The sequence below is a fragment of the Clostridium sp. genome (assembly GCF_047777555.1).
Taxonomy (GTDB): domain Bacteria; phylum Bacillota; class Clostridia; order Clostridiales; family Clostridiaceae; genus Clostridium_H.
Genome location: NZ_JBKEEV010000002.1, coordinates 159,690 through 174,159, shown reverse-complemented (window position 1 = coordinate 174,159; position 14,470 = coordinate 159,690). Strand labels below are relative to the sequence as shown.

Genomic DNA, 14,470 nt, shown 5'->3' with positions numbered 1-14,470 from the left:
ACAATATTGAACTACTCTTACCATTAAATTTTATAATTATAGATACATCTTTAATGTCTTTTTTAAAATAATCATCTGAAATTAAATAAAGTTTTAAATTATTTATTCTTTTCTTATTATTGCAACTATTTTGTTTGCACTTATTAATGCAAGTGGAACATTAACAAAAATAAGAATAAAAACAGAAATTAAATCTGTTACAATATTAAAGGGTATAAACATATCCCATATAAATCTTAATATTACAAAATAAATAACATAGAAAACTATGCAAATTCCACAATAAATTATCGCTTTTATCAAGCTATATTTCCTCCTATAATAAAACAACTAAGTCCTTCAAATACAAAATATGTTGCATTAGTACTCCTATCATATTTTATAGATTTAATATAATTTATTTCACCCTTTAAAATATTCCTTTCACATATAAGATGGAAAAAAAATAAAAAATGTTTCGCTTTTTTGAAACTTTTTTCATTTTATTTTATCTTATATAAGAAAAAATAAAATCCATAGGGAGGAAAATTTATGAAAAGAATTATGAAATTTTTATCTTTTACCTTTTTAATTATTTGCATTATATCTATAAATGCCTTTGCAGCTTCTAACAATGATGTGCCTAATGAAAAGAGGAATAAGAGCGAAGTGTTTTATTCCAATAACAACTATGATTTAATTCTTGATACTCAAAGTACAACTAGTGATACTTTTATTGATTGGGGATGCTCTATAGCAAAAATAGATATAGGCCTCATTAGTGTAATAGGCTTAACTGAAAGCTATGTAACAGTTGATACAATAGGCTATACACTATACGTGGACAGATATGAAAATGGAAGTTGGCACACGATTAAGACATTCTCTAACAGATTAAATAATTCTAAAAAGGTTAGAGGAAATCATACCTTATCAGTAGCATCTAATTATTACTATAGAGTACGAAGCACAAATTATATAATAGATAATGGAATACAGACATCTAAAACATCAGCAACTGATCCACTATATGTATATTAAATAAAGCCCAATTGGGCTTTATTTTAATGACTTAATTATTTTTTCTACTTCAATATCTATAACATTATAAAATACATTCATCTCGAACTTTATATTATTATTAAACCACAATAATTTTTTGAAGTTTTTATCATCGGTAATTAATTTTATATTCAAACCATTGATATTTATGTCCTCAGTTCTAAGTTGTGAACTAATAGAAACAGTTTCCTTCGCCTCTTCATATATAGTGCTTTGAGAAATTTGAATCTCTTGTCCTTTGTTATTAATATAATTTTGCTCTACACTATAATAATCACCTATAGCTTTTATATATTTTACAGTACTTATCTTGTAGCCATCAGGTAAATATTCTGGTATTAATAATTTAAAAGGTACCTTTTTCCTGGCCTCATCTAGCGATACTATTTTTTCTATCTGATCACCAGCATTATTGATATTATTATCTTCATCCAAGGTGTTTTTTGAGTTATCATCTGTACTAAACTTGATATCTCTATTATCTCCCCTTAGTTCTTCAAAGGTTTTTATGACGTTGAACTTAAATGCAATTACTTTCGGCAATGATGATATAAATATTGAGATAAGTGCAACTATTGTAAAGCTAGCTGCCAAAGCCATTCTTTTTGACATTGATGGACTTTTACTTTTATTTTTTAAATTCTTGTGAAATTTATCCATTACAATGTTAAAGTCAGGAATTTCAACATCGGAATGTATGTCCATTTTGTCACCAAATTCTATATAAGTATCTTTTATAAGTTTATCTAAATTATTATCTTTCATACTAATTTCTACCTCTTTTTCTTTAAGGTTGATGCTGCAATTTCTGAAGAAAGCTCAGAATTTATAATATATTTGCGTATCTTCTCTTTTGCTCTCATATGTCTTGTTCTAACAGTATTTTCATTCATATCTAATATTAATGCTATTTCATTTAGGGTTAAATCATAACGATATCTTAAAAAAAATATTTCTTGATCAACAGGGCTTAACATTTTAATAGATTCTCTTACATATTCTTTTGTTTCATTTTTTATTAATAATTCTTCTGGAATATCTCCTGAGGAGTATGATAATGATTTTAAAGTCATGTTTTCGCTTGGAACTTCTCTAGCGTATCTTTTAATCCAGGATAAACTTTCATTTTTTGCTATTGTAAAAATCCATGATTTAAACTTATGTATATCTTTAATTGTATCAAATTTTTCATAGGCTTTTATTAAGGTTTCTTGGAGTATATCCTCAGCTAATTGTTTGTTTTTTATGATAGAGTATATAAATTTATACAAATCTTTATATATTAAAGCCACATTTTCTTCAAAGCATTTTTTATTTTTTTTATATTTAAATATATTAATTAATTTCATAATCTTCTCCATGAGCTTACTAGTTTATATTATTTATTAAATCAAGCTGAGATAAATATTATATATAATTATACATAAACTTAAATAATTTGACAATAAATATAAATACTTCCATAGAATTATGAACAAATATAAAAGCTAGGCTGGAGCTTAGTTTATTATGATTACAAAAATCTCTAAGTGGAGAAAAAAGGCAGTTTGTGGAGTGGAGAAGTGGAAAGTGGAGGGAGCTAAAGCTCCAGTGGAGAAAAGGGGTAGTGTAGAGAGTTTAGGAAGTATTGAGTATTTGAGTATAATAAATAGTGGATAGAGTATGAATAAACATACCTATCCACTATATACTTTTAATTTAAATGGCGCTAGTTCTTATAGTAAGTTCCGCTACGCTTTTACATGGTTTATTATTTCTTTTTCCACTTTTTTCACATCTGGTACATAGCTTTTTAAAACTTTCATATTTCCTTTGAAAGTATATTCACCAAGAGAAGCAGGCATTAGCAAGCTGTCTCCTTTATTTATGTTTTCTTTTCCATCTTTATAGATGATTTCACCACTGCCTTCTACACAGGTAAAGGCAAAAAATCTTTCTTTATCGCTGTTTTCTGTGAAAGAAGTTCTTACATCATATAATTCAAGGGAGAAATCTTTACATAGACAAAGATATGTTTTATTATAGCCTTCGTTTTTTATAGTAAGTCCAGTAGAATTTTTCGCAATTAAGTCTAAATTAATTACATCTAAAGCTTTTTCTATATGAAGTTCTCTTCCTCTGTTGTAGTCATATACTCTATAAGTAGTATCGCTGTTTTGCTGTATTTCCGCAATTATAACACCTTCGCCAATGGCGTGTATTAAACCGCTTCTTACAAAAAACACATCTCCTTTTTTAACAGATACCTTGTTCATATATTTATCCAAAGTTCCAGTTTCGATAGCGTTTTTTAATTGTTCTTTGGTGCAGCCTTTCTTTGTGCCTATAACTATATTTGCACCTTCAAAAGCTTCGACTACATACCACACCTCAGTTTTACCCATTTCTCCTTCTACTCTTTTAGCGTATTCATCGTCAGGATGTACTTGAACAGATAGCTTATCTTTAGCATTTATAAGCTTTATAAGTAGCGGAAACCAATCTTTAGGTATTTCTGTACCTAAAAGATCGTTACCCTTCAATTTTATCAGATCGATTAATTTTGTACCTTTAAGCTCACCATTAGATACAACACTCATTCCGTGTGGATGGCAAGCAATATCCCAGCTTTCACCGATATTTCCCTCAGGAAGATTATCTCTAAATAATTCAAGATCTCTTCCGCCCCATACTTTATTATAATATAAGTTTTTGAATTTTAATGGATACATATTGACACCTCCATATATTGATAAATTAATGAATTTCTTTTTCTATAATGGGATTTTTTGTGCTTTCATCTTTTATATCAGATAAGTTTTAGTAATTATCTTAATCTTTATAAGTTTATGTAATATAATAAATAAATTATATCATAAAGGACATATATGCATATACGATACTTTACAATAAGCTCCTTATATGTATGTTAGTAGCAAAAAATAGTTGTTTGTTTTCAACAGATTACTTAAATATTTGATAAAATATATGTATTAAACAAATTAAAAAAGAGGGGAAAAAGTTATGAAGCTAATTATTGACTATGCAAACTTGGATAAAATAAAGGATATATATGCTTATTATCCAGTAGACGGGGTTACAACTAACCCATCTATCATATCTAAAGAGGGTAAAAACCCTTATGAAGTTCTAAAAGTAATTCGTGAATTTATTGGAGAAGAATCTGAATTACATGTACAAGTAGTTTCTGCTAAATCAGAAGACATGATAAAAGAAGCTCACAAGATACAAGATGAATTGGGGAAAAACACATATATTAAAGTTCCAGTTACAAGGGAAGGATTAAAAGCAATAAAAGCACTAGCAAAAGAAGGAGTTAACATTACAGCTACGGCTATCTACACTTCTATGCAAGCTTATCTAGCAGGTAAGGCAGGAGCTCATTATGCAGCACCATATGTAAACCGTATTGATAATTTAGGTGCAGATGGTATACAAACTGCAAAAGATATTCATGATATTTTCAAGAAGAATGGTTTAAAAACAGAGGTATTAGCAGCCAGCTTCAAAAATTCACAACAAGTATTAGAACTTGCTAAATACGGAATTGGAGCAGCAACTGTTGCACCAGACGTAATTGAAGGCCTTATTAAACTTGATGTTGTAACTTCAGCAGTAGAGGCGTTTACGAAAGATTTTGAAAAATTATGTGGTCAAGGAAAGACAATGTTAAACTGTTAATTTTATAAAAAGGTGAAATAAAGGACTATTTAATACAAGACTGTAATGAATATCTTTGTTTAAATAGTCTCCTTTTATATAAAATAGATATTGTAGGTTAATTATGTAGGTGCTGGTTAATAGGAAATTAAAAATGGGAGGATTATATATAATGGTAAGATTTGCGGTAATAGGTACAAATAAAATTACAGATAAATTTATAGAAGCAGCTAGTTTATGTAAGAAATTTAAATTAGCGGCGGTATATTCAAGAACAAAGGAAAGAGCTATAGAGTTTGGAAGTAAATATGGAGTTTCCTTAGTATATGATGATTTAGATAAGCTTGCAGAAAGTAAAGAAGTTGATGCTGTATACGTAGCTAGCCCAAATAGCTTACATGCTTCTCAATCAATAAAGATGATGAATGGTAAAAAACATGTACTTTGTGAAAAAACTATAGCGTCAAATAAAAAAGAATTGGAAGAAATGATAAAGGCATCTAGGGATAATGGAGTAATTCTACTAGAGGCCATGCGTTCTGTCTTTGATCCAGGGTTTAAGATGGTAGAAGATAATCTATGCAAACTTGGAACCATCAGAAGAGCTACTTTTCAATACTGTCAATATTCCTCACGATACGATAACTTTAAAAAAGGAATAATAGAAAATGCGTTCAATCCCATTTTTTCTAACGGATCATTAATGGATATTGGAGTATACTGCGTTCATCCACTAGTGAAGCTTTTTGGAATGCCTAAGAAAGTATGGGCAAATGCTGTTATTTTAGAAAATGGAGTAGATGGTGCTGGAACAATTATGGCTCAATATGAAGGTATGCAGGCGGAACTTATATATTCTAAGATTACAAACTCTGCATTACCAAGTCAAATTCAAGGGGAAAAGGGATGCATGATTATTAAAGAAATACCAGATATAAAGGAAGTCGTAATTGTTTATAATAATGGAGATAAGGAAGAAATATCAGTAACTAATAAATGCCATAATAATATGTATTATGAAGTGGAAGAGTTTATTAGGCTTATTGAGGCAAAGGAAAGGCTGAAGTACATAATCGATGTTCTGTTATGGAACTTGAGGTTATGGATGAAGCAAGAAGACAAATGGGAATTAAGTTTCCTGCGGATAAATAGAAGCTGAGTTTAAAGACAAGAAATTTTCAGTTGAGCCGTCAATTATGACGGCTCTATTATATTAGCAATTACCAATAGGATTATCAATTAGTGTAGCAAAAATAAATTGATGAGTGTGCCCAGCATTTAGACTAGTTGTGCCATAAACAAAGTGTATATGCCTGCCTTTGCCAACAGGGATAGCAGGTCCTGTTGTAGCTCCAACATCATGAAGATGGCTTTGGAAAAAGTCGGAGTTTCCTAAAAGTTGATGAACATGACTATTACCACTTGGTATAGCTTCACTAGTCACTCCTGCAAAACGATGGTTGTGTGGTATTCCTTGAAAGATGTCAGTGCTGCCTACATATTCGTGTACATGGGTTTGAGAACCTTCACGTTTTTCATTTTCAGAATAACTTTCAGCAGATAATGCCATATCCAACCCCACCTTTTTAAAATTGACAATAAAAGCTTGTCCTATTTTATAATATGGACAAGCTCAAAAAAGGTTACTGTTTAAATATAATTAATTTTGATTAATTGTATTTAAAAATAACTCTTGACAAAATATTTACAGTTGAGTAAAATAAATTCTAAATTAAATAATATAAAAATCTTATCAAGAGTGGTTGAGGGACTGGCCCTATGAAACCCGGCAACAGCTGTCTTAATTTATTAAGATGGAAATGTGCTAATTCCTGCAGGAGTTTTCCTGAAAGATAAGAAGTGAGAGAATCTTTTATTATGGATTCTAAAATTGGCTTATACCACTTCTTATTTTGGGAAGTGGTTTTTTATTTGTAAAAAAGGTGTTGCACATTTAAAAAATAGGCTTTTATCTAGTAAAGCATTTATTAAGTTAGATATTTTACTTTAGTAAAGTATTTAATTAAAGCTTTAATATGATAATCTAATAAAATAGGGGGCGTTCTTATGACAGGTATAGCTATATTAGGGAATGGAACTGTAGGTTCTGGGGTGGAGGAACTTATAAACAAGAATATTAAAAAGATAAAGGATAGAACTGGGGAAGAAATAAGAATAGCAAAAATACTGGTAAGAGATATAAATAAACACTTAGGACAAAGTGATGCAAGTCTATTAACAGATAAGATTGAAGAGTTATTTAATGAAGACATAGACATAGTTGTGGAGGCTATGGGAGGAATTAATCCTGCTTATGAGTATATAAAAAAATTTCTTAATATGAAAAAGCATGTGGTAACTGCTAATAAAGATTTAATAGCTAAACATGGAGAAGAACTTTTAAGTTTGGCTAACAAAAATCAGGTTAAGTTGCATTTTGAAGCTAGTGTGGGAGGGGGAATACCCATATTAAAGCCTTTAAGCGAGTGTTTGGCTGGAAATGAAATACAATGTGTTAAAGGAATATTAAATGGTACTACCAATTTTATTCTTTCTAAAATGTATAACGAGAACATGGGATATGATGAAGCACTCAAGATTGCTCAAGAACTAGGTTTTGCAGAAGCTAATCCTGAATCTGATGTAATGGGGTATGATGCTGCTAGAAAATTATCTATATTGTCTACAATTGCATATGGAAAAAAGGTTGACTGGCAGGAAATTAGAACTATTGGAATAACTGAAATTGATGAAACAGATATACAGTGTGCTAAAGAGGAAAATTGTAATATAAAGCTTCTAGCTATGAGCAGTAAAGAGGACAGAGGAATATATGCAGCAGTAAGGCCAGTGTTAGTTAGCAGAGGAAGTCAAATTGCCAAAGTTGAGGATGAATTCAATGGAATATCAGTTGAAGGAGATGCTGTTGGTGATATGTTTTTCTATGGCAAAGGGGCAGGAAAACTTCCTACAGCTAGTGCAGTATTTGGAGATATAGTAGATATTATAGAAAATAAAGGCAGGAAAATGTTATTCCCAGTTAGAGAAAAAGCAGAAGTTTATGGACTATGGAAACAAAAGTCTGAATGGATGCTTAGGATTAAGTGCAAAAATAGAGTAGAAACAATGTGCGCTTTAGGGGAGCTTTTTAGCAAGTGCTGTTTCTCTAATGCAAAGGGTAAAGATGGTGATGAAGTGGTTGCTTTTGTTGAAAGTGAAAGCGAAGAGATTTTAGATTCTATGCTCAATAAGCTTAATAACCAAAATTCTATTTTAGATGTAAAGAAGTTTATAAAACTAGATAATTGAATTCAACTTAAATAAAAAGGGGGAAACAATAATGAGTAATGATTGGAAAAAGGGAACTATATGTATACAAGGAGGATATACTCCAAAATCAGGGGAGCCGAGAGTACTTCCTATATATCAGAGCACAACTTATAAGTATAATGATCCAGACGAGGTTGCAGCTTTATTCGATTTAGAGGCAGATGGACATATGTATTCAAGAATAAGCAATCCTACTGTAGCTGCTTATGAAGAGAAGGTAGCTCAATTAGAAGGTGGAGTTGGAGCTCTTGCAGTATCAGCAGGGCAAACGGCAACGACTTTAGCAATTTTAAATATCTGCAAAAGTGGTGAACATATAGTAGCTGCATCAACTTTATACGGAGGAACATTTACTCTTTTATCAGCTACTTTGAAGAAGTTTGGAATAGAAGTGAGTTTTGTAGATCCAGATGCGGATGAGGAAGAAATATTAAAGGCTTTTAGAGATAACACTAAGGCAATCTTTGGAGAAACTATAGGAAATCCTGGCTTGAACGTATTGGACTTTGAAAAGTTCTCAAGAATTGCAAAGAAGAAGCAAGTACCTTTTATTGTGGATAACACTATAGCAACTCCATATCTTTGCAATCCGTTAAAGTTAGGGGCTAACATAGTCACTCACTCTGCTACAAAGTATATCGATGGGCATGCATCAAGTATAGGAGGAATTATCGTAGACGGAGGAAACTTTGATTGGAATAATGGAAAATATCCTGAACTTACAGAACCAGATCCAACTTATCATGGAATTATATATACTAAGAAATTTGGAAATGCGGCATATATAGTAAAGGCTAGAGTACAGCTTTTAAGAGACCTAGGAGTTTGCACAAGTGCTTTCAATGCATATTTATTTAATCTTGGACTTGAAACTCTTCATTTAAGAATGGAAAGACATAGCGAAAATGCATTAAAGTTAGCTAAGTATCTAGAAAAGAATGAAAATGTAAGCTGGGTAAGCTATCCGCTATTAGAAAGCCATCCTACTTATGAATTAGCTAAAAAATATTTGCCTAATGGGGCGAGTGGTATTTTAACCTTTGGAGTTAAAGGTGGAGTTGAAGCTGGAAAGCAATTTATAAGAAATCTAAAATTAGCTGCTTTAGTTGTTCATTTAGGAGATGCTAGAACTTCAGTAATTCATCCAGCAAGCACAACCCATAGACAGCTTACAGAAGAACAGCAAATAGCAGCAGGAGTTGCTCCAGACTTAATAAGAGTATCTGTAGGTATTGAAGATATAGAAGATATAATAAAAGATTTTGAACAGGCTTTAGAAAACTTAGCTTAAATCCTTAAGCAGTAAAAGGAAAGGATAGAAACTATGCCAGTAATTATTCCGAAAAATCTTCCAGCTGCTGAAGTTCTTATAAAGGAAAAGGTTCCAGTAAGATATAATGAAGAATTGCATGGGGAGTTAAAGACCATAAAAATAGGAATTTTAAATTTGATGCCTACAAAAATTCAGACAGAAACTCAGCTGCTAAGACTCCTTGGAAGTACTCAACTAAATGTTGAAGTGAAGCTTATTTATATTAAAGAGCATAAGTGTAAAAATACTCCTAAGGAGCATCTGCTTAACTTTTACAGCACATTTAAGGATATAAAAAATGAAAAATTTGATGGACTCATAATAACAGGGGCGCCTATTGAACATTTAGAATTTGAAGAGGTTGACTACTGGGAGCAGTTAAAGGACATAATGAATTTTTCTCTGGAAAATGTCACATCAACTCTTCACATATGTTGGGCAGCACAGGCAGGGCTATATCATCATTTTGGCATTCCTAAATATCCTTTAGATAAAAAATTATTTGGTATTTTCTCACATAGAGTAAATGATAAGGGCATAAAGCTTTTAAGGGGCTTTGATGATGAGTTTTATGCCCCTCATTCAAGATATACAGAGGTTTTAAAAGAGGATATAGAGAAAGTCCCAGAGCTCACCATATTATCAGAGTCAGAAGAGGCTGGGGTATATCTTGCCTATGCTAATAATGGAAAACAAATTTTTGTAACAGGACATTCAGAGTATGATGCTTGTACTTTAAAGGAAGAATATGAGAGGGATATATCAAGGGGGCTTGATATAGATATTCCAAAGAACTATTTTTTAAGGGATGATCCAAATAATGAACCACTAGTAAGGTGGAGAGCACATGCAAATTTATTATTCTCAAATTGGCTAAAATATTATGTATGCAAGGATACTTCCTATAATTAATATAAATATAAACTAAAAAAGCCACCAGTTTTTCTGGTGGCTTTTTTAGTTTATTAAACTGTTCAATTTACTGCAAAGCAAGAAATTATTAAAAACATGAGAGAAATTAGATAATAAATAATTCTGTTATGATAATTATTTTATTCTAATTTTTATGGAAAAACTATGATTTTTATCACACTGAAAATTGTCTTCTTAAAAAACTATTAGTACTCTGTATTTATTACCAGATCATCTATTTTACATCGTAAAACATTTGCAAGAACCGCTACCTTTTGAAGACTAGGATTCTTTTTATCCCCTCTCTCTAGTTCTTCTAAGTAGGATTTAGAAATAGATGTCTCATATTTAGGATTCTTAGTAAGAATCTCAATATCCCGAGAAGTGTAACCTAGATTCATTCTAAACTCTCTGACCTTTTTACCATTTAACATACAGAGACCCCCTCGCATACTATATAGTTGTCCTTTATATAATTATAATACGTTTTTGTAAAAAACTATAGTACAAAATAATAAAATTGCCCAGCAATTTTATTATTTTGTAACAAAAGATACAGATTATGATTTTCAGTTTAGTTATAATCTAACCTGTGATTGAGAAGGAAACTCATTGTAGGTTAATTATACAAATTAGATTATAACGGAGGTTTTAAAATATGAGTATGTTTTGTTATCAATGCCAAGAGGCTGCTGGAGGAAAGGGATGCACAGTTAAAGGAGTATGCGGTAAGACTTCAGATGTTGCTAATTTGCAGGACCTTTTAATTTATGTTGTAAAAGGTATTTCAATATACAGTACAAAAGCAAGAGAAATCGGAGTTACAAATAAAAAGGTAGATAAATATATAGTAGAAAGTCTTTTCACAACTATAACTAATGCTAACTTTGATAGAAAAGATTTAGTTGAAAGAGTAAAGACAGGGCTAGCTTTACGTGAAGAAATAAAAATGCAATTAGAAAAGGCTGGCGGTAAAATTAATGGTACTTCAAATGAAGAAGTAACTTTATTTGGAAAGATAAAGAAGCTTTTAGGAATAATACCTAAAGAAGAAGGAGACAATCTACATGATGCAGCTTTATGGTTTGGAAGCAATGAAGCTGAATTAAAGAAAAAATCAGAAGAAGTTGGAGTTTTAAATACAGAAAATGAAGATATAAGATCTTTAAGAGAACTTTTAACTTATGGATTAAAAGGTATGGCAGCATACATGAAGCATGCATATAATTTAGGCTTTGAAGATAAAAATCTATATGGATTTATGCAAAGAGCTTTAGCTGAGACTTTAAACGATAAGCTAACAGGAGATGAATTAACAGCTTTAGTACTAGAAGCTGGTAAATATGGAGTAGATGCTATGGCATTACTTGACAAAGCTAATACATCTACTTATGGAAATCCTGAAATTACAAAAGTTAATATAGGTGTTAGAAATAATCCTGGTATTTTAATTAGTGGACATGATTTAAAGGATATGGAAGAATTATTAAAGCAAACAGAAGGAACTGGAGTAGATGTTTATACTCACAGCGAAATGCTTCCTGCAAACTACTATCCAGCATTTAAAAAATATAAGCACTTTGTAGGAAACTACGGAAATGCATGGTGGCTTCAAGATAAGGAATTTGAAAGCTTTAATGGACCAATAATTATGACAACAAACTGTATAGTTCCTCCAAAGGCTTCTTATAAAAATAGAATGTATACAACAGGAGCTACATCAGTTGAAGGAGTTAAGCACATAGCAGATGGGAAAGATGGTAAAGCTAAGGACTTCTCACAAGTAATAGCTCATGCTAAAAAGTGTAAGCCGCCTGTAGAAATAGAAAAGGGAGAAATCATAGGTGGATTTGCTCACAACCAAGTATTAGCTTTAGCTGACAAAGTAGTTGAAGCAGTTAAGAGTGGAGCAATCAAGAGATTCTTTGTAATGGCAGGATGCGACGGAAGAATGAAGAGCAGAAACTACTACACAGATTTTGCTAAACAATTACCAAAGGATACAGTAATTCTTACAGCAGGATGTGCTAAATATAAATATAATAAGCTTGATTTAGGAGATATTGGTGGAATTCCAAGAGTATTAGACGCTGGACAATGCAACGACTCATACTCATTAGCAGTAATAGCTCTTAAATTAAAAGAAGTATTTGGACTTGATGATATAAATGAATTACCAATTTCATTTAACATTGCATGGTATGAACAAAAGGCTGTAATAGTATTGCTTGCATTACTACACTTAGGAGTTAAAAATATTCACTTAGGACCAACACTACCAGCATTCTTATCACCAAATGTAGCTAAGGTTTTAGTTGATAACTTTGGTATTGCTGGAATTGGAACAGTAGAAGATGATATTAAATTATTTATGGGAGAAAACTAAAAAACAATGGAAAAATAGAAGTATTTCGCTGAGTTTATAGGATTTCAGCCTTGAAATATAAGTCATTGAAAGATAGTTTAGATATTAAAATTTAAAGCGTAAGTATTAAAGAGTGTAAAAAGCCCAAGAAGTTTTTTGCACTCTTTAAATTTTTTTATTAGTCAATAAAGAAAGAATTTCATATTAAAAGTAAAATAGAAGATTATATAAGTTTTAAAGTCAAAAATACTAACATATTATAAAATAGGCATTATGATTAAAAAGTGTTTTTCATGAAAGGTATAAATAAAATGAAGGATTTTGATATAAAAGGAATTTCTAAAAGCCATGCAAAAGAAAAGATTATTATTTCAGCGGGTCTAATTATATTAGTGTATTTGCTTATTTCTTTATATTTTGATAATCATTTATTTTTCAATACAGAAATAAATGGAGTTGATGTGTCATTAAAGGCACGTGATAATGCAATACATACAATTAAAAGATATTTTGAGGGCTATAAGCTTAGATTAATAGAAAGAGATGGTGAATCAGAAGAAATACTAGAACAAGATATAGGAATACAGATCAATGAAAAAGCTGATATTGATAAGATTTATTATGAACAAAATTCACTTAAGTGGATAGGTTCATTATTTGGGAAGTCAAGGTACTATGTAGATGGATTAATTATTTATAATAAGAATAACTTAAACAACAGGGTAAATGGTCTAAATTGTTTAAACAAAGAGATTGTAGAACCTAAGAACGTAAGCTTTAAGTATTCCAATGGCTACTATGAAGTGATTCAAGAAGTATATGGAAATAAGGTGAATAAAGATAGACTGAAGGCTGCTGTAGAAATGAGTATATTGAAAGGAGAAAGAAATTTAGATTTAGATAAAAAACTTTGTTATGAAAATCCGAAGTATACTTTAAACTCTAATAAGACTCCTAAAACTAAAAATTTATTAAATAAATATGTAAAGGCAGATATTACCTATATATTCGGAAATGAAATAGAAAGGTTAAATGGAGATACAATAAATGAATGGCTTAGTGTTGATGAGAATTTAGATGTAGTAATAAACAAGATGGCAGTTATGAAATATGTTAGAGACTTGTGTAAAAAATATGATACAGTTGGCATAACAAGGGAATTTAAGACCTCTGTAGGCAAAATAATAGAAGTTAAGGGGGGACTTTACGGATGGAAGATTAACCTTCATGGCGAGACTGAGGCATTAATTCAAAATATAAAATCTGGTAAAGTAATTGAAAGGGAACCCATATATATTCAAAAGGCCTTGTCAAGAGAGGGAAATGAAATAGGCAATACATATGTAGAAATCAATATAACAAGACAACATTTATGGTTTTATAAAAATGGAAAGCTTATAACTCATGGTGCTGTAGTAACAGGTAATCCTAACAGGGGGCACTCTACTGTGCTTGGCACATATATGCTAAATTATAAACAAAAGGGAGCAACCTTAACAGGACCTGGTTATGAGGCAGGAGTAACTTATTGGATGCCATTTTTCGGCAATATAGGAATACATGATGCAACTTGGAGGCATTCTTTTGGGGGAGAGATATATAAAAGAAATGGAAGCCACGGATGCATAAATGCTCCATTATATTTAGCTAAAAAAGTCTATGAGAATATAGAAGATGGAACGCCAATTATTTGTTATGAGGAATAGAAATGTAGATGTAACTATTTAGTTAATTTTATATAGGTGGTTATGACTTTTTATTGAAAGATATATATAATTATTATGTTAGTAAAAGTTATATATTTTTAAATAAACTTTAATATAATTATAAGTTATGTGTGAGTCAATTTA

Annotated in this window: 15 protein-coding genes and 1 riboswitch; of the genes, 9 read left to right on the top strand and 6 right to left on the bottom strand. The window is 30.8% G+C overall.

Features of this window, described 5'->3' with window-relative positions:
* Positions 1 to 102: 102 nt before the first annotated feature.
* Positions 103 to 303 (bottom strand): hypothetical protein, encoded by a 201-nt coding sequence (locus ACFWTK_RS04000; RefSeq protein WP_415874837.1) that lies wholly within the window; start codon positions 301 to 303, stop codon positions 103 to 105.
* 228 nt (positions 304 to 531) lie between these two features.
* Between ACFWTK_RS04000 and ACFWTK_RS03995 the strand changes: the two genes are divergently transcribed.
* Positions 532 to 1,020, top strand: coding sequence for a hypothetical protein (locus ACFWTK_RS03995; RefSeq protein WP_415874836.1), 489 nt, complete (start codon positions 532 to 534; stop codon positions 1,018 to 1,020).
* Between the two features lie 18 nt (positions 1,021 to 1,038).
* Here ACFWTK_RS03995 and ACFWTK_RS03990 read toward each other — a convergent pair whose 3' ends face one another.
* Together ACFWTK_RS03990 and ACFWTK_RS03985 are read right to left on the bottom strand one after the other, a co-directional pair.
* Complete coding sequence (locus ACFWTK_RS03990) at positions 1,039 to 1,806, bottom strand: DUF4367 domain-containing protein (protein WP_415874835.1); 768 nt, start codon at positions 1,804 to 1,806, stop codon at positions 1,039 to 1,041.
* Positions 1,807 to 1,814: 8 nt separating this feature from the next.
* Complete coding sequence (locus ACFWTK_RS03985; RefSeq protein ID WP_415874834.1) at positions 1,815 to 2,390, bottom strand: RNA polymerase sigma factor; 576 nt, start codon at positions 2,388 to 2,390, stop codon at positions 1,815 to 1,817.
* A 160-nt stretch (positions 2,391 to 2,550) separates the two neighbouring features.
* Here ACFWTK_RS03985 and ACFWTK_RS03980 point away from each other — a divergent pair, with 160 nt between their 5' ends.
* The gene (locus ACFWTK_RS03980; protein ID WP_165815388.1) at positions 2,551 to 2,700 is read left to right on the top strand and encodes a hypothetical protein; all 150 of its coding nucleotides are present in this window, start codon (positions 2,551 to 2,553) and stop codon (positions 2,698 to 2,700) included.
* 71 nt (positions 2,701 to 2,771) lie between these two features.
* On the opposite strand, the gene ACFWTK_RS03975 is transcribed toward ACFWTK_RS03980, so the two are convergent.
* Positions 2,772 to 3,752, bottom strand: coding sequence for a type I phosphomannose isomerase catalytic subunit (locus ACFWTK_RS03975; RefSeq protein ID WP_415874833.1), 981 nt, complete (start codon positions 3,750 to 3,752; stop codon positions 2,772 to 2,774).
* Between the two features lie 292 nt (positions 3,753 to 4,044).
* Here ACFWTK_RS03975 and ACFWTK_RS03970 point away from each other — a divergent pair, with 292 nt between their 5' ends.
* Together ACFWTK_RS03970 and ACFWTK_RS03965 are read left to right on the top strand one after the other, a co-directional pair.
* Positions 4,045 to 4,722 carry a fructose-6-phosphate aldolase gene (locus ACFWTK_RS03970; protein ID WP_415874832.1) on the top strand — a complete coding sequence of 226 codons (678 nt, stop codon included), beginning with the start codon at positions 4,045 to 4,047 and terminating at the stop codon, positions 4,720 to 4,722.
* Positions 4,723 to 4,873: 151 nt separating this feature from the next.
* Positions 4,874 to 5,860 carry a Gfo/Idh/MocA family protein gene (locus ACFWTK_RS03965; RefSeq protein ID WP_415874831.1) on the top strand — a complete coding sequence of 329 codons (987 nt, stop codon included), beginning with the start codon at positions 4,874 to 4,876 and terminating at the stop codon, positions 5,858 to 5,860.
* 54 nt (positions 5,861 to 5,914) lie between these two features.
* Here ACFWTK_RS03965 and ACFWTK_RS03960 read toward each other — a convergent pair whose 3' ends face one another.
* Entirely contained in the window at positions 5,915 to 6,271 is a 357-nt protein-coding gene (locus ACFWTK_RS03960; RefSeq protein ID WP_415874830.1) for a YmaF family protein, read from the bottom strand.
* A 177-nt stretch (positions 6,272 to 6,448) separates the two neighbouring features.
* Positions 6,449 to 6,561, top strand: a riboswitch (SAM riboswitch).
* Between the two features lie 207 nt (positions 6,562 to 6,768).
* Here ACFWTK_RS03960 and ACFWTK_RS03955 point away from each other — a divergent pair.
* Genes ACFWTK_RS03955 through ACFWTK_RS03945 form a run of 3 tightly spaced genes read left to right on the top strand, consistent with a single transcriptional unit; the run spans position 6,769 to position 10,255 of the window.
* Entirely contained in the window at positions 6,769 to 8,010 is a 1,242-nt protein-coding gene (locus tag ACFWTK_RS03955; RefSeq protein WP_415874829.1) for a homoserine dehydrogenase, read from the top strand.
* A gap of 31 nt (positions 8,011 to 8,041) precedes the next feature.
* Positions 8,042 to 9,322: an O-acetylhomoserine aminocarboxypropyltransferase/cysteine synthase family protein gene (locus ACFWTK_RS03950; protein WP_415874828.1), complete on the top strand. Its 1,281-nt coding sequence runs from the start codon at positions 8,042 to 8,044 to the stop codon at positions 9,320 to 9,322.
* Between the two features lie 33 nt (positions 9,323 to 9,355).
* The gene (locus tag ACFWTK_RS03945) at positions 9,356 to 10,255 is read left to right on the top strand and encodes a homoserine O-succinyltransferase (protein WP_415874827.1); all 900 of its coding nucleotides are present in this window, start codon (positions 9,356 to 9,358) and stop codon (positions 10,253 to 10,255) included.
* Between the two features lie 206 nt (positions 10,256 to 10,461).
* Here ACFWTK_RS03945 and ACFWTK_RS03940 read toward each other — a convergent pair whose 3' ends face one another.
* On the bottom strand, positions 10,462 to 10,689 hold the full coding sequence (locus tag ACFWTK_RS03940) for a helix-turn-helix domain-containing protein (protein WP_415874826.1): 228 nt from the start codon (positions 10,687 to 10,689) through the stop codon (positions 10,462 to 10,464).
* Positions 10,690 to 10,913: 224 nt separating this feature from the next.
* On the opposite strand from ACFWTK_RS03940, the gene hcp reads away from it, so the two are divergent.
* Both hcp and ACFWTK_RS03930 read left to right on the top strand, forming a co-directional pair.
* Positions 10,914 to 12,641, top strand: coding sequence for a hydroxylamine reductase (gene hcp / locus ACFWTK_RS03935; protein WP_415874825.1), 1,728 nt, complete (start codon positions 10,914 to 10,916; stop codon positions 12,639 to 12,641).
* Positions 12,642 to 12,913: 272 nt separating this feature from the next.
* On the top strand, positions 12,914 to 14,326 hold the full coding sequence (locus ACFWTK_RS03930; RefSeq protein WP_415874824.1) for a L,D-transpeptidase family protein: 1,413 nt from the start codon (positions 12,914 to 12,916) through the stop codon (positions 14,324 to 14,326).
* Positions 14,327 to 14,470 lie beyond the last annotated feature (144 nt).